General features: G+C 68.7%; 20 protein-coding genes. 16 read left to right on the forward strand and 4 right to left on the reverse strand.

What is annotated here, in order from left to right; translation table 11 throughout:
- Positions 1-15: 15 nt before the first annotated feature.
- The 6 genes from AMYNI_RS0125065 (at position 16) to AMYNI_RS0125090 (ending at position 4751) form a co-directional block, all read left to right on the forward strand.
- Positions 16-327 (forward strand): hypothetical protein, encoded by a 312-nt coding sequence (locus tag AMYNI_RS0125065; RefSeq protein WP_020670818.1) that lies wholly within the window; start codon positions 16-18, stop codon positions 325-327.
- Positions 324-1427: a WXG100 family type VII secretion target gene (locus AMYNI_RS0125070; protein ID WP_157357477.1), complete on the forward strand. Its 1104-nt coding sequence runs from the start codon at positions 324-326 to the stop codon at positions 1425-1427. Before AMYNI_RS0125065 ends, AMYNI_RS0125070 begins: the two co-directional genes overlap by 4 nt.
- A complete protein-coding gene (locus AMYNI_RS47450) occupies positions 1427-2092 on the forward strand; it encodes a YbaB/EbfC family nucleoid-associated protein (protein ID WP_020670820.1) in 666 nt (221 codons plus the stop codon). The genes AMYNI_RS0125070 and AMYNI_RS47450 overlap by 1 nt, the downstream gene beginning before the upstream one ends.
- A 19-nt stretch (positions 2093-2111) precedes the next feature.
- The gene (locus AMYNI_RS0125080; RefSeq protein ID WP_020670821.1) at positions 2112-2858 is read left to right on the forward strand and encodes a DUF6597 domain-containing transcriptional factor; all 747 of its coding nucleotides are present in this window, start codon (positions 2112-2114) and stop codon (positions 2856-2858) included.
- Between the two features lie 140 nt (positions 2859-2998).
- The gene (locus AMYNI_RS0125085; RefSeq protein ID WP_026360901.1) at positions 2999-3802 is read left to right on the forward strand and encodes an SDR family oxidoreductase; all 804 of its coding nucleotides are present in this window, start codon (positions 2999-3001) and stop codon (positions 3800-3802) included.
- A 67-nt stretch (positions 3803-3869) separates the two neighbouring features.
- Positions 3870-4751: a helix-turn-helix transcriptional regulator gene (locus tag AMYNI_RS0125090; RefSeq protein WP_020670823.1), complete on the forward strand. Its 882-nt coding sequence runs from the start codon at positions 3870-3872 to the stop codon at positions 4749-4751.
- Here the strand turns inward: AMYNI_RS0125090 and AMYNI_RS0125095 are convergent.
- Entirely contained in the window at positions 4748-5137 is a 390-nt protein-coding gene (locus AMYNI_RS0125095; protein ID WP_020670824.1) for a VOC family protein, read from the reverse strand. The two genes, AMYNI_RS0125090 and AMYNI_RS0125095, sit on opposite strands and share 4 nt — an antisense overlap.
- Positions 5138-5190: 53 nt before the next feature.
- The gene (locus AMYNI_RS0125100; protein WP_020670825.1) at positions 5191-5559 is read right to left on the reverse strand and encodes an MmcQ/YjbR family DNA-binding protein; all 369 of its coding nucleotides are present in this window, start codon (positions 5557-5559) and stop codon (positions 5191-5193) included.
- Between the two features lie 55 nt (positions 5560-5614).
- On the opposite strand from AMYNI_RS0125100, the gene AMYNI_RS45360 reads away from it, so the two are divergent.
- From AMYNI_RS45360 to AMYNI_RS0125140, 9 genes are all read left to right on the forward strand, one after another.
- Positions 5615-6349, forward strand: a complete 735-nt coding sequence (locus tag AMYNI_RS45360) for a siderophore-interacting protein (RefSeq protein ID WP_063713866.1) — start codon at positions 5615-5617, stop codon at positions 6347-6349.
- Positions 6350-6420: 71 nt separating this feature from the next.
- A complete protein-coding gene (locus tag AMYNI_RS0125110) occupies positions 6421-7350 on the forward strand; it encodes a dihydrodipicolinate synthase family protein (protein WP_020670827.1) in 930 nt (309 codons plus the stop codon).
- A 259-nt stretch (positions 7351-7609) separates the two neighbouring features.
- Complete coding sequence (locus tag AMYNI_RS0125115; RefSeq protein ID WP_026360902.1) at positions 7610-7930, forward strand: hypothetical protein; 321 nt, start codon at positions 7610-7612, stop codon at positions 7928-7930.
- On the forward strand, positions 7930-9588 hold the full coding sequence (locus AMYNI_RS0125120) for an alpha/beta hydrolase (RefSeq protein WP_020670829.1): 1659 nt from the start codon (positions 7930-7932) through the stop codon (positions 9586-9588). Before AMYNI_RS0125115 ends, AMYNI_RS0125120 begins: the two co-directional genes overlap by 1 nt.
- Positions 9589-9600: 12 nt before the next feature.
- Positions 9601-10110 carry a hypothetical protein gene (locus tag AMYNI_RS49230; RefSeq protein WP_157357478.1) on the forward strand — a complete coding sequence of 170 codons (510 nt, stop codon included), beginning with the start codon at positions 9601-9603 and terminating at the stop codon, positions 10108-10110.
- Between the two features lie 114 nt (positions 10111-10224).
- Positions 10225-11487 (forward strand): threonine ammonia-lyase IlvA, encoded by a 1263-nt coding sequence (gene ilvA / locus AMYNI_RS0125125; protein ID WP_026360903.1) that lies wholly within the window; start codon positions 10225-10227, stop codon positions 11485-11487.
- A gap of 131 nt (positions 11488-11618) precedes the next feature.
- Positions 11619-12329, forward strand: a complete 711-nt coding sequence (locus AMYNI_RS45365) for a DUF2306 domain-containing protein (protein ID WP_020670831.1) — start codon at positions 11619-11621, stop codon at positions 12327-12329.
- A gap of 46 nt (positions 12330-12375) precedes the next feature.
- Positions 12376-13947 (forward strand): MFS transporter, encoded by a 1572-nt coding sequence (locus tag AMYNI_RS0125135; protein ID WP_020670832.1) that lies wholly within the window; start codon positions 12376-12378, stop codon positions 13945-13947.
- A gap of 145 nt (positions 13948-14092) precedes the next feature.
- On the forward strand, positions 14093-15601 hold the full coding sequence (locus AMYNI_RS0125140) for an FAD-binding oxidoreductase (protein ID WP_020670833.1): 1509 nt from the start codon (positions 14093-14095) through the stop codon (positions 15599-15601).
- Positions 15602-15668: 67 nt separating this feature from the next.
- On the opposite strand, the gene AMYNI_RS0125145 is transcribed toward AMYNI_RS0125140, so the two are convergent.
- Together AMYNI_RS0125145 and AMYNI_RS0125150 are read right to left on the reverse strand one after the other, a co-directional pair.
- Positions 15669-16352 (reverse strand): winged helix-turn-helix transcriptional regulator, encoded by a 684-nt coding sequence (locus AMYNI_RS0125145; RefSeq protein WP_020670834.1) that lies wholly within the window; start codon positions 16350-16352, stop codon positions 15669-15671.
- A 70-nt stretch (positions 16353-16422) separates the two neighbouring features.
- Positions 16423-17187 (reverse strand): AfsR/SARP family transcriptional regulator, encoded by a 765-nt coding sequence (locus AMYNI_RS0125150; protein WP_020670835.1) that lies wholly within the window; start codon positions 17185-17187, stop codon positions 16423-16425.
- Between the two features lie 369 nt (positions 17188-17556).
- On the opposite strand from AMYNI_RS0125150, the gene AMYNI_RS0125155 reads away from it, so the two are divergent.
- Entirely contained in the window at positions 17557-19833 is a 2277-nt protein-coding gene (locus AMYNI_RS0125155) for a TOMM precursor leader peptide-binding protein (RefSeq protein WP_020670836.1), read from the forward strand.
- The last annotated feature ends 5 nt before the right edge of the window (positions 19834-19838 follow it).

Genomic DNA, 19838 nt, shown 5'->3' on the forward strand with positions numbered 1-19838 from the left:
CGAGGAAGGAAGAACATGGCCGACGGCTATACCGTGCAAGCGGAAAAACTCAACAACGCGGCGAAAACGCATCTCGGCGGGCTGGTCCAGGATCTGGAGCTGGCCAGGCGCAAGATCGAGTCGACCGCGCAGCACGATGTGGCGTTCACCGCCGGCGACGAGCTGTTCGCGAGTACCAAGCCGAGGTGGGAGGAGGCCCGGCACTATCTGAACCGGGTCTTCCTGGACAACATCGAGAACCTGACCCTTGCCGCGGAGGCGTTGCACGAGGTCGCCGAACGTTACGTCGAGGCCGAGCGGGCCGGGGTCGAGGGGATGCCGTCATGAGCGCGTGGACACAGGACATGGAGGAGCACTCCGGCACCTTCCGGGCGATCTGGAAGCAGTACGGGGCCGGCTATCTGATGTTCGGCACGGACAACCCGCCGGTGGGCTTCGACACCGACGACCCCACGCTCGAAGACAAGATGAACGAGGTGGACGGCCGCATCCGGGACCTGTACGCCGACTTCTGCTCCGGCGAGCCGTCCGAGGCCAAGCTGACCGTGGAAAGCCTCGGCAACGCGATCTCGGACATCCGGGAGAACTTCCACGAGCACCTCGACGGGATGGACATCTACCTGGAGGACTGGTCCGGCGACGCCTCGGACAACTTCCGCGAATACCTGAACCAGATGAAGGATGCGCTGAACCGGAAACAGGACTGCCTGGAGGCCGCCAAGGGTGCGATCCAGGCTTACCACGACTTCTCCGTCGCGTTCCGGGGCAACATCCTCGACCTGGTCGAGCAGACCCAGGCGGCGCTGGACCAGGTGAAGGAAGAGGAAGAAGCCCGCAGCGAGCGGAAGAAGCTCGCCATCCTCTCCGCCTGCGTCACCGTGGGGGCGGCACTGGCGGCGATACCCACCGCGGGCGCCAGCATGGGTGCGGCGATGGCGGCCGTCGGCGCTTCTCTGGTCGCCGGTGGCGCCGGGGTGCAGGCGATCTCGGTCGGCGGCAACTCGCGGGGCGAGGTGATCGCGAACATGCTGGAAGAGGGCGACAAGATCGTCAAGGACGCGATCGAGGCCAAGGGCAGGGTGGAGCAGGCGCTGTTCAAGGTGACCACGTTCGTCACCGACGTCAAGGGCAGCAACCTGCAGCAGGTGCGCCCGGACCGGCCGCAGCTGATCACCGACGAGAAGTTCGACCCCGAGGGCTTCCACCCGGACGGCCAGTCCAAGGAGGACCGCAAGGGGGTCGGCAAGGGCGACCTGGTGGCCGAACCGGACAAGGCCGATGACGAGAAGCGCGATCACTACATCCAGGACCCGTCGGACCAGCAGTGGGAGTTCGACGGCCCGTTCGGCCTGCCCAAGCTGAAGGACCCGGAGCGCGGACCGGACGCGTATGAGGAACAGGGCCCGGTCGGTGAGCGGGCGCGGTAATGGCCGGACCTGAGGCCAGCGACCTCGACGATCGGGCCGCACGCCTGCGAGCACGCACGGAAGGCATTCGCGAGCAGGCACTTCGCAAGCAGCAGGCGCTGGAATGGGCGCAGCGGCAGACCGCCGCGGTCGAGGGCACGGCGGCGTCCGGTGACGGCCTGATCCGGGCCACGGTCGACGAGACCGGCATGCTCACCGGCCTGGAGCTGGCACCGCGGGTGCAGGGCACCCAGCCCGCTGAGCTGGCACGCGCGATCACCGCCGTGGTGCAGTGCGCCGCGGCGCACGCGCGGAACCAGATCCGGGACACCTACGCCGGGCTGCAGAACGAGGGCGTCATCACCGAACTGCCGTCGACCCTGCTGCCCGCGCCCGAGGTGGGGGACGGTCGGATCACCCTGTCCGCCACCGCTGGACCTGCACCGGTGGACACCCCGGCCGTGCTCCGCCCGACCCCGGAAGGCGCGGCCACTGCGTCCAGCAAGGACCAGGCGTCGGACAAGCCGGTGGTGTCCGAGCCGGCGGGCACCGAGAACGGCCCGGCGATCCTGCGTCCGGCGATGGAAAGTCCCGCGCCGGACAACACCGTGTCGGAGAACCCGGCCGACCGCCGCCCCGGCGACGACGGCCCGCCGAGCACCTGGATGCGCAGGGCGACCTGGTGATCACCGGTGGTGGAGCGGCATGGCCCGCTCCACCACCGGTGATTTGCGCGAGCCGCTGCTCGCGAGGGAGGCTGGAGGCATGTACCGGGAACGTGGCTCGCGCATCCCCGGCGCGGTGGTGTGGTCCTGGGCGGCGACCGCGGCGGCCACCCGGAATCGCGTGCTGCCCGACGGGTGCATGGATCTGCTGTGGCACAACGGCGAACTGCTGGTGGCCGGTCCCGATACGCAGGCGTATGTCGTCTCCGAGACCGAAGGTGCGCACTACACGGGGCTGCGGTTCGCTCCCGGTACCGCGCCCGCGGTGCTCGGGGTGCCGGCGCACGAGCTGCGGAACCAGCGGGTGCCGCTGGCCGCGCTCTGGCCGGAGCGGACGGTCCGGCCGCTGGCCGAACGGGTCGCCGCCGCGCCGGAGCGGGAAAACGCACTCGAGGCGGTGGTCGCCGAGCGGCTGAGTGCGGCCCCGCCACCCGATCCCTTGTGCGGCGCGGTGGTGACCGCGTTGCGGGGCGGCAGCACCGTCGCGGACACCGCGCGGGCCGCCGGGCTGAGCGAGCGGCAGCTGCATCGCCGCAGCCTGGCCGCTTTCGGTTACGGCCCCAAGACACTGGCCAAGGTGCTGCGGCTCGGGCAGGCGCTGGAACTCGCCCGCAGCGGTGTCGGGCTGGCGACCGTCGCGGTGACGGCCGGTTACGCCGACCAGAGCCATCTCGCCCATGACATCAAGGTGCTGACCGGGGTGCCGCTCAGGGCGCTGACCACTTAGGACTAGTACTGCATCGGCACTTGGTAGTGCCGAACCGGACAAGGGGATCTCACAGTACCTGTATCGCCAGGGTCTCCCAGACGTCCAGGACGCCTGCCAACCTGTTTGAGTCGGCTCCCAGCTACACCGAGGAGAAGTAAATGGCGGACAGCCAGTTCACCACTCACTCAGGACTTTTCGATCTGAGTGGGAAGTGTGCACTTGTCACTGGCGGCACCAGGGGAATTGGGATGATGATCGCGCGCGGCCTTCTGCAGGCGGGCGCCCGCGTCGTCGTCAGCTCACGCAAGGCAGACGCGTGCGCGGAGGCACAGCATCTACTGTCCGAATTCGGCGACGTTCAAGCAATCCCCGCTGACCTGTCCAGGTACGACGAGTGCCAGCGCCTCGCTGATCTGGTCAAGGCCGACTCGGAACGCCTGGACATCCTCGTCAACAATGCGGGAGCGATGTGGCGCGAGCCGCTGGAGACGTTCCCGGCCGAGGCATGGGACGCAGTGATCGACCTCAACCTCAAGTCGCCGTTCTGGCTGGTGCAGGCGCTGCTGCCCGCACTGCGCAGGGCGGGCACCGCCGATGATCCCGCGCGGATCATCAACATCGGCAGTATTGCCGCCATCCACGTCGCCGAGGCGCCCAACTACTCGTACGCCAGCAGCAAAGCGGCACTCCATCAACTCACCAGGGTGCTTGCCAGGGAACTGGGCCCGCAGCACGTCACGGTGAACGCGGTAGCCCCAGGAGTGTTCCCGTCGCAGATGATGGCGGCCACGATCGATGCCATCGGCGACACGATCGCGGCGAAGGCCCCTCTGCGCCGGCTCGGCCGCGACGACGACATGGCAGGTGTCGCCGTGTTCCTCGCCAGCCGGGCCGGGTCTTATCTGACGGGCACCATCGTCCCGGTCGACGGCGGCACCGCCACGACCGCATCGGGTACCTAGGCGTCGGGTCTCAACGGGGTACCAGCAGTACCTCCCTTCGCCCGCGGACAGGGCCTATGGTGAAGGGGTGGCCATGATCGATCTGCGCACTGAGATCAAGGAATTCCTGGGCTCGCGTCGCGCGCGGATCGCGCCCGAGCGGGCCGGGCTGCCCGCCTACGGCGGCAACCGCCGGGTCAAAGGTCTGCGTCGCGAAGAGGTAGCTCTACTAGCAGGGGTATCGGTCGACTACTACGTGCGTATGGAGCGCGGCAGCCTCGCCGGCGCCTCCGACGGGGTGCTCGACGCGTTGGCCTCTGCCTTGCAACTTGACGAGGCCGAGCGCGATCACCTATTCCACCTTGCGCGGCAGTCCAGGGCGCCCAGCGGTCCACGCCGCCAGCGACCCGCCGTAACGGTGCGTCCGGCGCTTCAGCAGGTGCTTGACGCCATCACCGATGCGCCGGCGTGGATTTGCAACGTCCGTTATGACGTGCTGGCCATGAATCAACTTGCCCGCGCGCTGTATTCACCGGTGCTGGCCGACACGCGACGGCCGGCGAACACTGCGCGGTTCGTGTATCTAGATCCCGAATCGGCAGAAACTTTCTTCGTCGACTATGACCAAATCGCTTGCGATGTGGCCGCGAAGCTACGCATGGAAGCCGGCCGCAATCCGCACGACGAGGAGCTGATCGCCCTAGTCGGTGAGTTATCAACACGCAGTGAACTATTTCGACAGCGGTGGGCATCTCAGGATGTTCGGCTCCACCGGTCCGGACGCAAGCGTGTGCACCATCCGGTAGTGGGCCAGCTCGACCTGGACGTCGAGTCGATGGAGTTGCCTGCCGAACCCGGCCTGCACCTGACCGTCTACACCGCGCCCGCTGGCACGGCGACCGCGGACGGTCTAGCCCTATTGGCGTCGTGGGCGGCTAGCCAGGGTAAGCGTAGCGAGCTGCAGTACTAGGACAGCGGCGCGAACAGGTCCACAGAATTGCCGTCCGGGTCTTGGACCGTCGCGTAACGCTGGCCCCAGAAGGCATCCCATGGCTCCTTGTGCGCGGAGTATCCTTCCCGCACAAGGCTTTCGTAGGTCTTGTCCACGTCGGCCGGATCGTCGCAGGCGAACGCAAGGCTGACCCGGTTTCCTTCCTTCGCCGTCCATTCCGGATCGAAGGACCGCACTTCCGCGACGGAGTCCCAGGCGAGCCGTAGTCCACCCGGCAGGGTGACCTCGACGTGGGGTTCCTTGTCTGCGTCAGCGGGGATGTCCAGGCCGAGGCGGCGGTAGAAGGCGAGTGAGGTCGCCATGTCGCTGACCGCCAGGCCGATGAGATCGAAACGAGGTGCCATCTGGCCAGCCTAGGTGCGCCGGCCGGCCGGATTCTTGCAGGAATCGGACATTCTCAGCCCTCCGTGAGGGCGAGTTCGATGCGCGAGCGCGCCGCCTTGGTCATGCCCGCGACCACCCGCAGGTAGGAGTGCTCCACCATCTCCTCGAGCTGGTCCGGTGGCACGGTTCCGTCCAGCAGCACGGTGTTCCAGTGCTTCTTGTCCACGTGGTACCCGGCGCTGACCGCTTCGTACTGCCCGCGCAGGTGCAGCGCCAGGCTCGGTTCGCATTTCAGGGTGACCCGCGGCGGATCCTCGTTCGGGGTCAGGATCACGAACACCTTGCCGGCCACCTTGTACACGTCCGCGCCGGGGCCGAACGGCTGTTCCTCGGTGACCTCCGGGAAGTCGAGTGCGAAGGCGGCGATCTGCTCAGGGCTCATGGAGTGACGATAGGCGGTATGGGAGGATCGGCGCACTCCGGCGAAGGCGGTGCAGATGCCCACAGCGGGACGGAACACACGCTACGGCAACCGGTTCGGTGCTGCCCGGATGCTGGACGCGGTGGTCTCCGAGGTGCACGACGTCACGCCCGAGATGCGGGAGATCACCCTTCGCGGTCCCGCATTGCGCATGGTGGCGTCGAAGCCGGGCGCGCACCTCCCGGTGGAGATCCCTGGCGGGGAACCGGAGCTGAGGACCTATTCGGTGTGGGCGCACCGGCCCGCGGACGCGTCGCTGACGCTGCGGGTCGCACTGCATCATCCCGGCGGGCCGGGTAGCCGCTGGGCTGGCGGCGTGACCACCGGGACGCGGGTCCGGATCGGCGTGCCGCGCAACAAGATCGTGCTCGACCCGGGCGCTCGGTACCACGTTTTCGCCGGTGAGGAGACCGGCTCGGTGCCGCTGCTCGCCATGCTGGCCGCGCTGCCGTCCGACGCCGAGGTGTTCGGCGTGCTGGAGACCACCGGGCCGGAGGCCGAGCCGCCCGCGCCGGCCGGTGCGCGGACGCTGGGCTGGGTCCATCGTGGACGGACGCCGGCGGCGGGCTCGCCGGTGCTGGTGCGCGCGGTGCGGGGACTGGACCTGCCAAGGGCGCACGGCGTCGCCTATGTCGCGGGTGAGGCGGCGACCTGCCGCGCGGTGCTTCGCCTGCTGATCGACCGGGGCTGGCCGCGGCAGGCGGTCAAGGTGCAGACGCACTGGACGCAGGGCAGGTGCGGGCTGCTCTGACCCTGGACCGTGCCAGACATAGGACGTAGGATGTCTGGCCAAGAGGTGCTGGCAGGTTCGATGGGAGAGCGGTGCGCGCACTGGGGACGGCGGAGCTGCACGGAGTGTGGGCGAGCACGCTGCTGCCGCTGAACGAGGACGACACGATCGACTTCGGGCGCCTCGAACTGGAGGTGGACGCGCTGATCGCGGCCGGCCCGCACGGCATCTACACCAACGGCAGCGCGGGCGAGTTCCACACACTGGCCGAGTACGAGTACGACCGGCTGCACGAGCTCGTCGCCGGCCGTTGCGCGGACGCCGGCGTGGCGTTCCAGCTCGGCGCGGGACATCCCAGCGGGCAGCTTTCGCTGGACCGGATCAGGCGCGCGGCCGCGCTGCGTCCCGGCGCGATCCAGGTCGTGCTGCCCGACTGGCTGCCGCTGAGCCGGGACGAGACCACGGCCGCGGTCGCCAGGATGGCCGAGGTCGCCGACGACGTGCCGCTGGTGCTGTACAACCCGCCCTGCGCCAAGACGCAGCTGCCACCGGAGCTGTTCGCCGAGCTCGCGGACGCGGTGCCGGCGCTGATCGGGATCAAGGTCCCCGGCGGGGACGACGACTGGTACCGGCGGGTCTCCGCGCTCGTCGGCGGCAGGCTCGCGGTGTTCGTCGCCGGGCACACGCTGGCGTCCGGCCTGGCCAGGGGCGCGGCCGGCGCCTACTCCAACGTCGCCTGCCTGAGCCCGGCCGGAGCGCTGCGGTGGTACCGGCTGATGCACTCGGACGCCCCGGCCGCGCTGGACGTCGAACGGCGGCTCCAGCGGTTCTTCCGCGACCACATCGCGCCACTCGCGGCACAGGGCTACTGCGACCCGGCGCTGGACAAGACGCTGGCCGCCATCGGCGGCTGGGCGGAGATCGGCACCAGGGTGCGCTGGCCGCACCGGTCGGTGCCGGCCGACCTGGTCCCCGCCCTGCGCACGGCCGCCCGCGCCGCCGTCCCCGAACTGCTCGGCTGAGCGCGGTCGGTAGACCCGGATCTTGCGGGAAGATCGTCACCTACCTTGACGAACTAGCGCCCCGGATGCGGCCAGGCATCGCACCGGCCCCGGAGCCCGGCATCTCCGACCGCGGATTGGGGTAGGTAGTCCTACTCAACAGGGGCCGAGTAGGGGCCCGTGACCTGCCGGGTAGTCGTGTCCGACTCTCGCTCGGATGGTTGAAGCGATCTTTCTCGCTGTCGTAGTGTCACCGAGTGACTACGGGAGGGAGGCCCTGATGTCGGGCTATCAGGTTGTCATCGACAAGATCAGACAAACCGGCCAGGCTGCTACGCGCGTGGCGGATGGCCTTCGGGGTGTGGACTGCTCCGCGACGTTGCCGGGCGGGGACGCTGGGATGCCGGGTGCGCGATGCGTGCCCAAGCTCGCCGCGGTGAAACAAGCGTGGCAAGGGCGCGAAGCCGGCTATGTGGCACAGCTCGACGCGCACGCAGGCAACATGGCCAAAGCCGCCGAGTTCTACAGCGGCAACGAGCAGGCCGCCGAGCAGGACATGACTGCCAAGGCACAGCCGACCAGTGGACCGAGGCCGAGCTGATGGCGACGTGGGGCGAGGTCAAACGGTGGCAGCCCGGTCCACTTCAGGGCGCGGTCGAGCCGATGAACGGGGCGTACAACAAGGTCGTGGCGTGCGGGGACGACCTGCGGGATACCAACACTCCCTACGGCTGGTCCGGGGAGGCGGCGTCCGCAGCGGCCGGCACGGTGAACCAGATCATCGACGGCTTGGAGGAGCACTCGGCGGAACTGGCGGCCAGCCGACGTGGAGTCGGAGACACCGGGGACGCGATCACCGGCATCCAGCACGGTGTTCAGGAGATCGAAGAACTCGCCGCCAAGCACCACTTCACTGTCGGCGAAGATGGGACGATCATCGACAGCGGGCCACCGCCGGACATTCCGGAGGACCAGCGGGCTGCCGTTGAAACCGAGCGTAAGGCCGTGGCGGCCGAGCTCCGCGACAGGGTCGGCCAGGTTCTCCGTAGCGCCACCGACGTGGACGACGACTTCTGTGCGGTACTCGACAAGATCCTCTCCGGCCACACCATCGACGCCTCGGCCAACGACAACGAAACCACGAGTCTCGCCAAGGCAGGCAGCGATGGCTACGCGGCGGGTTCGCTCTCGATCCCCGCACCGCCGCCCGATGGGGCCACCGCCGCCCAGAACGCCGCCTACTGGGCCACCATCAGCAAGGGACAGCGGACACAGCTCGCCATGGACCGTCCGCAACTCGTGGGCCCTCGCGACGGTTTTTCAGCTGTGCATCGTGATATCGCGAATCAGATCCTCCTGGGTCACGAACGAACTCGGCTGCAGTCCGATTTGTGGCGGATACAGCAGGATTTGAACAAGCTGCCACACGGTCCGGGAAATGAAAATGAGCGGAATATTCTGAACAAACAGCTTAGTGGTATTCAGGGCAAGTTGGACGGGGTCAACAAGATTACCGAGGTGTTGAGCGGCACCAAGGATGCGGCGGAAGGGCGTAAGCACTACCTGCTGGGAATCGACGGTGCTGAAGACGGCAAGGCTATCGTTGCTACGGGCAACCCTGACTCGGCCAGGAACGTTGCCACTTTCGTTCCAGGTACCGGCTCGGATCTGGCAACGCTAGGAGGCAATATCGACCGCGCTGACGTAATGCATCGTGCGGCGGAGAAGGCCACGTCCGAGCCGAACTCGGTCATCACTTGGCTGGGCTATGATGCGCCAGATTCGATCTTGAATGCTGGAAGTGCCGGTTACGCTGAGGATGCCAGGAGTTCATTGGACAGCTTCCAAGACGGTTTGCGGGAAAGCCACAACCCAGGACAGCCGTCGCACAACACGATCATCGGTCACAGCTATGGCTCAACCGTGGCAGGGTTTGCTGCTCGAGACGAACATCTCGCAGTGGACGACTTTATCGCTGTTGGAAGCCCGGGAGTCGGCGTCGACGACGCAACAGGACTACATCTTCCTCCGGAGCATGTGTGGGGAATCGCCGCGGAAAACGACCCCGTTGCGGACCTGCAAAGGTTCGGCAATGCGCCGACCGACGCCGACTTCGGGGCAAACAAGATCAACGCCGACGCTGGTGTCTCATGGCCCGTCGTCGGCTACAGCTTGACCGCGCACAGTCAGTATTGGGATCCGCGTAACCCTGCGCTCGCCGGCATGGGACAGGTCATCGCCGGTAAGCAACCGCACTAGGAGACTGTCACAGTGCCACGAATCAAGGTCAAGCTCGCTGCCATGGGCGTCGCGCTATGCGTATTCACGATCAGCGGCTGTGGAGAGTCGAACGAACCTTCTGGGACACCAATGATGCCGACCATCAGTATTCAAGAAGCCAACCGTCTCGTCGACGACTACATGGAGCAAGGGCGACGGGCTTTGTCTCCTGATGCCCGGCTTGCCGATGATTTTCGCAAGGACAAGATGGCCTGTGATGATCCCAACGACCAGGGTCCGAAAGGTCGATTCTTTGCTACGCGTGACGCTGAGGTCGTCGGCTTGCCAGGCGGGAACCCGGAAACCGGGTTCGCCCCACTTCGAACCTGGTGGCAGGCCAATGGTTTTTTGGTGACCACCGACAACGGGCGCGCGGTCTATGCCGAACATACGTCCAACGGCTTCCGGATGAGCCTGGAAGCCAATGACGAGGGGAAGGTATATCTCGGCGTCAGCTCGCCTTGTGTTTGGCCCAGCGGCAATCCGGAGCCAAAAGAGTAACTTGACGATGGCGGGTTGTCGAGCCGGGCATTGCGCGGGCGAAATGGGCAGGCCGGTAGACTGCCGGGTCCGTCGCGGCCGCTCAGGCCGCTGGACACGGACAGGAGGACCACCTTGCCCGAGCACGACCCTGGGGTGGTGAGCGCGGCTGCGATCGCCGCGGCGGCCGAGGGGTTCACCGGGGTGATCCCGCCGAGTCCGCTGCACCGCAACGACCGGTTGTCGGCGGCGCACGAGCTCGACGTGTGGCTCAAGCGCGAGGACCTCAACGCGGTCCGCTCGTACAAGGGACGAGGGGCGTACAACCTGCTGAGCGGCCTCGAACCGGAGCGGCGGGCGCGCGGTGTGGTCTGCGCGAGCGCGGGCAACCACGGGCAGGGCGTGGCGTTCGCCTGCGCCTCGCTCGGCATCGGGGCGCGGGTGTACCTGCCGAGGACGACACCGCGGCAGAAGCGCGACCGGGTGGCCGCGCTCGGCGGCAGGCACGTGCAGATCGTCGTGGAGGGCGACACCTACGACGACGCCGCCGCGGCCGCGCGGGCGGACGCCGAGGCATCCGGGCGGACGCTGGTGCCCGCGTTCGACGACCCGCGCACGATCGCCGGCCAGGGCACCGTGGTCAAGGAGGTGATCGAGCAGCTCGGCCGCGCGCCGGACGTGCTCGTGGTGCCGGTCGGCGGCGGTGGGCTGCTCGCGGGCAGCCTCGCCTGGCTGCGGGAGACCCATCCCGAGGTGCTGGTGATCGGCGCGGAACCGCTCGGCGCGGCCAGCATGGCGCTCGCGCTGGAGCACGGCGGGCCGGTGCCGCTGGAGCAGGTCGATCCCTTCGTGGACGGCGCCGCGGTGCGCCAGGTCGGACGGCACACCTTCGCGGTGGCGGCGGACCGGCGGCCACGGCTGGTCGCGGTGCCGGAGGGCCGGATCTGCGTGGAGATGTTGGACCTGTACCAGTCCGACGGGATCATCAGCGAGCCCGCCGGCGCGCTGGCTTCGGCCGCGCTCGGCCTCGAACTGGGGCTGTCGCCCGGCGCGACCGTGGTGTGCGTGCTCTCCGGCGGCAACAACGACGTCAGCAGGTACGCCGAGATCGTCGAGCGGGCGCTCGTTTTCGAGGGCAGGAAGCACTACTTCCTCGTCGAGTTCCCGCAGGAGCCCGGCGCGCTGCGCCGGTTCATCGACGACGTGCTCGGCGAGGACGACGACATCACCCTGTTCGAGTACGTGAAGCGGAACAACCGCGAAACCGGTCCCGCGCTGGTCGGCATCGAGCTCGGCGTGCCGGAGAACCTGGACGCGATGCTGAAGCGGATGGAGACCGTGCCGCACCGCATCGAGCGGGTCCCGCCGGACAGCCCGCTGTTCACCTTCCTGGTCTGAGCCGCCGCCCAACGCCGCGAGATAGGAGAAGCGGCGGGCGGCCCCTGTGCACGAGCCTGTAAGTCACCACCGGCCGAGCCGGCGGAGCGGACTCGATGCCGACTTTCGCGAGCAGCAGGGGAGCCAGGACTGTGACGCAGCATCTGGAAAGACCTGGCGCCCAGGTTCTGCCCCGTGCGGGGCCGCATTCGTCGAAGGGCGGATGGGGCCGCCGGTCGCTCCTCGGCTTCGCGGTCGTCGCTGCCGCCTTCGCCGGCTACCAGGTGCTGCCCTACCTCAGCCTCGACCCCGGCGCCTCGCGGATTCCCACCCAGGACGCCCTGCACTACGCCTTCCTGGCCGGCCACGTGATCACCGGGACGATCGCCGTACTGTGCACCATCGCGCAGCTCTGGCCGTGGCTTCGGCGGCACCATCCCCGCGCGCACCGGGTCAGCGGGCGGATCTACCTCTTCGCCGGGGCGCTGCCGTGTGCCGTGCTCGCGCTCGCCATGTTCCCGGTTTCCTACGGCCCCGGCAGTGTCGCGGTGCTCATGTCCGCGGTTCTCTGGTCGGTCACCGCCGTGCTCGGCTGGAAGACGGCGAGGCAGCGCCGGTACGCCGAGCACCGCCGGTGGATGCTCTACAGCTTCGCCATCATGTGGGGCCTTGCCTTCTGGGGCTTCGTGATCGGGTACGCGCTGAAGTACCTGAGCCCGGTCGAGATCGACAACGCCACGGTGGTGGAGGCGGCCCGCTGGGTGGGCTGGGTCGGCAACCTACTGGTCGTGCACTGGTGGCTGGAACGGCGTGCCGGCCGGACCGTCGTCGGCGTGCCACGGCGCACCCCGGCCACGAGGTGAACTCCGGCCCGCAGACCCCTTCCGGCAACAGGGAAAGAGCACGCCGATGGACTTGACCACCGATCGCGCCGCCCGAGCGGGCCGCCGCGAACTCATCGGGCTCGCGGTGCTCGGCCTGCCCACCGTCCTGGTGGCACTGGACATGAGCGTGCTGTACCTGGCGCTGCCGCATCTGGCCGGGAGCCTTGGCGCGAGCAGCGTGCAGCAGCTGTGGATCACCGACGTCTACGGATTCGTGCTGGCCGGTCTGCTGGTCACGATGGGCACCCTCGGCGATCGGATCGGCCGGAAACGGCTGCTGCTCATCGGCGGGGTCTGTTTCGCCGCGGCCTCGGTGCTGGCCGCCTTCTCCACCAGCCCGGAGATGCTGATCGCGAGCAGGGCGCTGCTGGGGGTCGCCGGCTCCACCATCATGCCCTCGACCATGGCCCTGATCACCGTGCTGTTCCCCGACGCCAAGCAGCAGGCGATGGCGATCGCGGTGTGGATGGGCTGCTTCATGGGCGGTACCGCGCTCGGCCCGCTGGTCGGTGGCGCGCTGCTGGAGTTGTTCTGGTGGGGTTCGGTGTTCCTGCTCGGCGTGCCGGTGATGGCGCTGCTGCTGATCTTCGGGCCGAAGCTGCTGCCCGAGTACCGCGAACCGGCAGCGGGCCGGATCGACCCGGTCAGCGTGCTGCTGTCGATGGCGGCGGTGCTCTCCCTTGTCTACGGGCTCAAACAACTGGCCCGTGACGGTGCGGGGCCGGGGCAGTTCGCCGCGCTCGCGGCCGGGCTGGCCGTCGGCGTGGTCTTCCTGCGGCGGCAGCGACGGCTGACCAGCCCGCTGCTGGAGCTCGGGTTGTTCAAGAACCGGACGTTCCGGACCGGGCTGCTGCTGACGCTGGCCTCCGGCCTGGTCGGCGCGAACCAGCTGTTCGTCTCCTTCTACCTGCAGTCGGTGGAAGGGCTGTCGCCGGTGGCCACCGCGCTGTGGCTGCTGCCGTCGGTGGCGTCGATGGTGGTCGTCATCCAACTGGCGACCCTGCTCATCCGGCGGGTGCGGCCGGCCGCGGTGATCGCCGGTGGCCTGGTGGTCGCGGTGGCGGGCTACTTGTTGCTCACCCTGCTCGACGGCGGCGGTGATTTGCCGCTGACCATCACCGCGCTGGTGCTCGCGAACCTCGGCATCGGCCCGATGGCCGGGCTCTGCGCGACACTGGCCATGCAGTCGGTGCCGCCGGAGCGGGCCGGGTCGGCGGCGTCGCTGACCGAGACCGCGGGGGAGTTCGGCGTCGCGATGGGCGTGGTCACCGTGGGGCTTTTCGGCTCCGCGCTGTATCAGGCGCGGATCGAGACCGGCCCCGCCGTCCCGCCGGCGGCGGCGGAGGCCGCGCGCGACAGCGTCGGTGGAGCCATGGCCGCGGCGGGGCAACTGCCACCCGCGGAAGCGGCGACCCTGCTGCGAAGCGCGTACCAGGCGGTCACCAGCGGCCTGCAGGGCAGCGCGGCGGTGTGCGCGGGGATCGCCGCCGCGGCCGTTCTGCTGGTACTGACCGGGATCCGGCACCTGCCGCCGAGCGGCCGGCCGGAAACCGGTGCCGAGACGGGGAAAGCGGAAGAGGCAGCGGTCGGCGGATAGCGCCCGCGTCGCACCTTGGGAGATGCGTGCGATACCGGTCTGCAAGAAGATTCGGGAATCTTGTCGCAGGCCGGTTTCCTGGGGCCCGGTCTGCTCCTTTCCTGCGGCTGAAACATCAATCGCAGCTGAAGCAAGGGGAACCGTCATGCCCAACCGCCGTGATTTCCTCCGTCTCGGTGCGGTCGCCGTGACCGGTGTGCTCGCCTCGGCACCGGCCGCGTCCGGCCTTGCCGGCACCGTCAACTGGGATACGTTGCGCCGCAACCTTTCCGGACGTCTAGTGCTGCCTTCCGACGCCGGCTACGAGTACGCCCGCCAGTCCGCCATCCAGCAGTTCGACTCCATCCGACCGCAAGCCGTCGCGTACTGCGTGTCCGAGCAGGACGTGCGAACCGTGCTCCGGTTCGCCCAGGACAACGCGCTTCCCGCGGTGCCTCGCAGCGGCGGCCACAGCTTCGGCGGATACTCCACCACCCAGGGCGTGATACTCGACGTCTCCCGGCTGAACCACCTCGGCCGCAACGGGCCGAACGTCGTGCTCGGCCCCGGCGTGCAACAGGTCGACGCGCTCAAGGTGCTTTCGCCGCTGGGGCTCTCCCTGGTCGGCGGTACCTGCCCGACGGTCTGTGCCGGCGGGTTCATCCAGGGCGGCGGGATCGGCTTCCAGACGCGCAAGCACGGGCTCGCGGCCGATCGGCTGGTCTCCGCTTCGGTGGTGCTGGCGAACGGGCGGCTGGTCCGCGCGTCGGAAGCCGAGAACCCGGACCTCTTCTGGGCGCTGCGGGGCAACGGCGGGGGCAACTACGGCGTGGTCACGGGCTACGAGGTCCGCCCGACGCATGTCCGGCGCATGGTGAACTTCAACGTGATGTTCCCCTGGGACAAGGCCGGCCGGCTGATCGCGGCGTTCCAGCCATGGGCGGTCGAGGGGCCGACCGATCTCGCGGCCTCGCTGACCATCATCCAGGACGGCGTTACCGGCGGCGTGCCGCAGGTCGGTCTCGGCGGGGTGTGGCACGGCCCGGTAGAGGAGTTCGACCGTCTGCTGGAGGTGCTGATCGCGCGGTCCGGGGCTCGGCCGATCAGCCGTGCCGTGCAGGAGAAGTCCTACTTCGACGCCATGATGGAATGGTACGGCTGCACGGACCTCACGGTGGAGCAGTGCCACCGCCTCGGCTACCGGCCGGAGGCGCAGCTGTCCAGGATGGTCTTCAACCGCAACCGCAACCGGTTGTTCGCGGGGTACGTCCCGGAGAGCAATGTGGACCGCATGCTGGAGGCGTTCCTCGCCGATCCGCGCGAGGGCCAGTTCCGCCTGATCTACCTGGACACCTTCGGCGGCGAGGCGAACGTACCGGCCAGGACCGCGACCGCCTTCGTGCACCGCACCTCGAAGATACTGGCCGGGTTCGCGGGCGCGCTGAACGATCCCGACTACACTGAGGAGCAGGCGCAGGAGTGCGAAGCCTGGCTCGCCAAGGGTTTCGCCACCCTGGAGCCGAATTCGCAGGGGGAGAGCTACCAGAACTTCTTCGACCCGGCGCTACCGGACTGGCGGCGGTCCTACTACGCGGAGAACTACGACCGCCTGGTGCGGGTCGGGCACCAGTACGACCCGGACCGGTTCTTCCGCTTCGCGCGGAGCATCGGCTGACCCGCAGCCACCCGAACGTGGAAGGTGCCGCCCCGGTACGGAGCGGCACCTTCTACTGTGGACGACCTCAGTGCACCACGAGGCCCTCCGACGCCTCGGGGGCGGCACCGACGTGGAACAGCCGGGGAAACAGGTGCAGGTATTCCGCGGGGCCTTCGATGCGGACCTGCTCGCCAGCGATCGCCTCGGTGGCGCTTATCTCACCGGTCATCAGCTTCTTGATGACCGGGCCCTTCGGCTCGATCCTGATGTCGGCGTCCGGGTACGAGCCTTCCGCGGCCTTCAGCGCGCCGTCGTCGACGAGCGCGTGCACGATCATGTCCCCGTAGTGCAGCTCGTAGTTGACGTGCACGCCCAGCGCCGCTTCCGGCCGGAAGGTGGTGTAGAGCGACAGGATGGCCGAGTCGAGGGTGAACACGTCCTCCGGGCCGGGATCGCCCAGCGAGCGTGCGCCCCACAGTCCCAGCTGCAGCACGATCTGGTCGAGTTCGGCGCCGTACTCGGTGAGCTCGTAGACCACCGCCGCGTCCAGCTGGGGCAGCACGCGGCGACGGATGACCCCGGCCTGCTCCATTTCGTTGAGACGTGCGGACAGGATGCTGGCGGGGATCTTCGGGAGTCCGCGCTGGAGGTCGGTGAACCGCTTGGCCCCCAGTACGAGATCGCGGACGACGAGCAGCGACCAGCGTTCCCCGACGAGCTCGAGGGCGCGGGCGAGGCCACAGAACTGGCCATACGTGCGAGCGGTCATGCGTAGGTCCTCACTTTCGTGTGGTGATGGAGCGTTCCGGTGAAATGGGGCTGCGACGTTTGCCCAACCCTCATGGGCTTTGTTCGCCTTCGGACAGGAGATCGTGGTGCAGTGATTGCAGTTCGTCGCAGGGCTCCACCCCCAGTTCGTTGTTGAGCCTGGCCCGCAGCCGGCGGTAGGCCGCCATGGCGTCCGAACGTCGGCCGCTTCGCCCGAGGACGCGTATGAGCTGCCCGTGCAGCCCTTCGTCCAGCGGATTCGACGCGACCAGCGAGCGCAGCTCGCCGATCAGTTCGCGGTGCAGGCCGCCGTCGATCTCCGCCTCGATCCGCAGATGGCGGGCGCTGCGGCGTTGTTCGAGCAGTTCCACCACGTAGGACGAGAGCACCGGCCCGCAGTGCACGTTGGCCATCGGCGGCCCGGCCCACAGGTCCAGCGCCGACCGGAGGGACCGCGCCGCGTCCAGATGCTCGTGCTGGCGCAGCAGTTCCCGTCCCCGTTGGTGCAGCCGCTGGAAGGTGAACAGGTCGACCTGCTCGGGGTCGATCCGGAAAAGGTAACCGGGCGACTTGGTGACCAGCAATGCCTCGCCGTCGGCGGCGAGCCCGTTCTGCTCGATGCACCTGCGCAGGTTGTGCACATAGGTGTGAATGGTCTTCCGGACGCTGCGCGGTGGGTCATTCGCCCACAGTTCGTGGGTGATCGAGTCGATGTGCACGATCTTGCCGGGACGGATCACCAGCATCGCCAGCAGTTGGAGGATCTTCGGCGGGCTCGGCGCGTAGTCGATTCCGTTCTTGACTACTTCGAGCGGACCGAGGAGATTGAACCGCACTGCGCCTTTTGGCGGCTTGCCCGCGCCCCACGAGGTGGAGTTGTCGAGACCGTCTGATACCAATGTCTCGGAGTCCATCGCACCGTCTCCCAGTAGCAGTTCGTTGGCATGGGTGAGCCCTGTTGGCCGGCGCGCGGCGTAGTTCTCGGGTCACGGTCGCCTGCCTTTCGACAGTGACAGAGCGCCCTGGCCGGAGCCAGTGAGAGCGCCATCAGAGATCGGATGCGTTTTTCCCGCTCCGCAGTGAAAAACGCATGCCCGTTCCATGATTCGGTCACTGGCCGCCACGCCGGTCTCGCAGCAGGATTCGGTAGCTACCGCATCCCGCGGTCATTTGGGGGTTCTGATGAGCGAGAGAACGGTCCCGGCGTGCTGAGCTCGGGGACCACCAGCCGTTTCCTGGACTTCAAACGGCACCTGCGTGCGGAGATCAGCGAGGGGGACGGCGCCTACCTGTTCTCCGAGCGCGGGGTGATCGCCATGCGCGGGGCGCAGATCGCCGCGCTCGCCGCGCTGCTCGACGGCACCAGGGATTTCGCCGGCCTGCTGCGGGAACGACCGGCCGGGATGGATGAGGAGCAAATCGCCGCCTTGCTGGTCCGGCTGGTCGAAGCCGACCTGGTCACGCTTCGCTCGCCGCGGAAGCTCGGCGTCGACGAGCGCACGCTGGCGTACTGGGACGCGTGCGGGGTCGACGCCGTCGAAGCCAGCGAACGGCCGGCCAGGATCAACCTGGTCGGCGTCGGCGGCGGCATGGAGACCGTGCAGGTCGGGCGCGCGCTGCGGGACGCCGGGCTCAAGCTGGTCGGCGGCCTCGACTCCGCCGGGGTCGGTACCGCGGACCTGTCGGTGGTGCTGTGCGAGGACTACCTCGACCCGCGGCTCGCGGAGGTCGACGCCGAGCACCGGGCGGCCGGGCAGCCGTGGTTGCTGGCAAGGCCGGTCGGTTCGCAGGTGTGGCTCGGCCCGATCCTGCGGCCGGGGGAGTCCGCGTGCTGGCACTGCCTGACCAACCGGCTCTGGGGACAGCGGCACGCGGAAGCCTGCGTGCAGGCCGCGCTCGGCCACGTCGGCCCGGCGCCGCGTCCTGCGTCCGCGGTGCCGCCGCTGACCTCGGCCGCGGCCCACCTGATCGCGCTCGAAGTGTCCAAATGGCTGGCCGGCTACCGGTATCCAGGGCAGGACTGCGTGTGGGTACTGGATTCCCTCGACCTGCGCGGGAAGCTGCACGAGCTGCGGCGGCGGCCGCAATGCCCGTCCTGCGGCGACCCGTCGCTGGTGGCGGCCAGGACGAGGGAACCGGTGCTGCTGCGCGCGGCCAAGAAGGCGAGCTGCGGTGGCGGTGGCCATCGAACGCTCACCCCCGGCCAGGTGCTCGACCGCTACCAGCACCTGGTCAGCCCGGTCACCGGCATCATCCGCGAAATCAGGCCGGACCCGCGGAGCCCCGCGTTCGTCAACGCGTACCTGTCGGGACCGAACGTGGTCCGCAACATCACCGGCATGGCGGCCCTGCGTGCGAGCCTGCGGGGCGAGAACGGCGGCAAGGGCGCCACCCCGATGGACGCCGAGGTCGGCGCGCTCTGCGAGGCGGTGGAACGGCATTCCGGCAACTACCAGGGCGACGAGCTCCGGATCAGCGGCTCGCTGCGTTCCTTCGGTGCCGACGCCGTGCACCCCAACGACTGCATGCTCTACGCCGACCGGCAGTACCGGACCCGGCGGGCGTGGAACGCCGAGCACGCGTCGTTCCAGCACGTGTGCGAGCCGTTCGACGATGACGCGGTATTGGACTGGACCCCGCTCTGGTCGCTCACCTCGGGCAGGCAGCGCCTGCTGCCGACCGGGCTGCTCTACTACGGCGCGCCCGACGAGGCCGGGCACCGCAGCGTGCGGGCCGACTCGAACGGCAACGCGGCCGGCAGCAGCGTCGAGGACGCGATCCTGCAGGGCACCCTGGAACTCGTCGAGCGGGACGCGGTCGCGTTGTGGTGGTACAACCGCACGCCGATGCCGGGGGTGGACCTGGCCTGCTTCGGCGACCCGTGGATCGAGGAGATGAGCGGGCAGTACGCCGAGCTCGGGCGCGAACTGTGGGCGCTGGACCTCACGTCGGATCTCGGGGTGCCGGTGATGGTGGCCATCTCGCGGCGCACCGCCGGGCCGCCGGAACAGATCATGTTCGGCTTCGGGGCGCACCTCGATCCCAGGACCGCGCTGCGGCGCGCGGTGAGCGAGCTGAACCAGCTGCTGCCCGTGGTGCTCGAAGACGGGGCCGCGCTCGACGATCCGGACGCCCTCCGGTGGCTGCGCAGCGCCACCGTGGCCAACCAGCCCTACCTGATGCCGGCCACCGGCGTGCCGGCCAGGACGCCGGCGGACTTCCGGTTCGTGCACCGGCCGGACATCCGCGACGACGTACGCGCACTGGTCCGGACCATCTCCGGGCACGGGATGGAGACACTGGTGCTCGACCAGACTCGGCCCGATGTCGAGCTGCCCGTGGTGAAGGTGGTGGTGCCGGGTCTGCGGTCGTTCTGGGCGCGGTTCGCGCCGGGCAGGCTGTTCGACGTCCCGGTGCGGCTTGGTCGGCTGACCGAACCGACGCCCTATGAACGGCTCAATCCGTTCCCCATGTTCCTGTAAGCAGC

The organism is Amycolatopsis nigrescens CSC17Ta-90, assembly GCF_000384315.1.
GTDB lineage: Bacteria > Actinomycetota > Actinomycetes > Mycobacteriales > Pseudonocardiaceae > Amycolatopsis > Amycolatopsis nigrescens.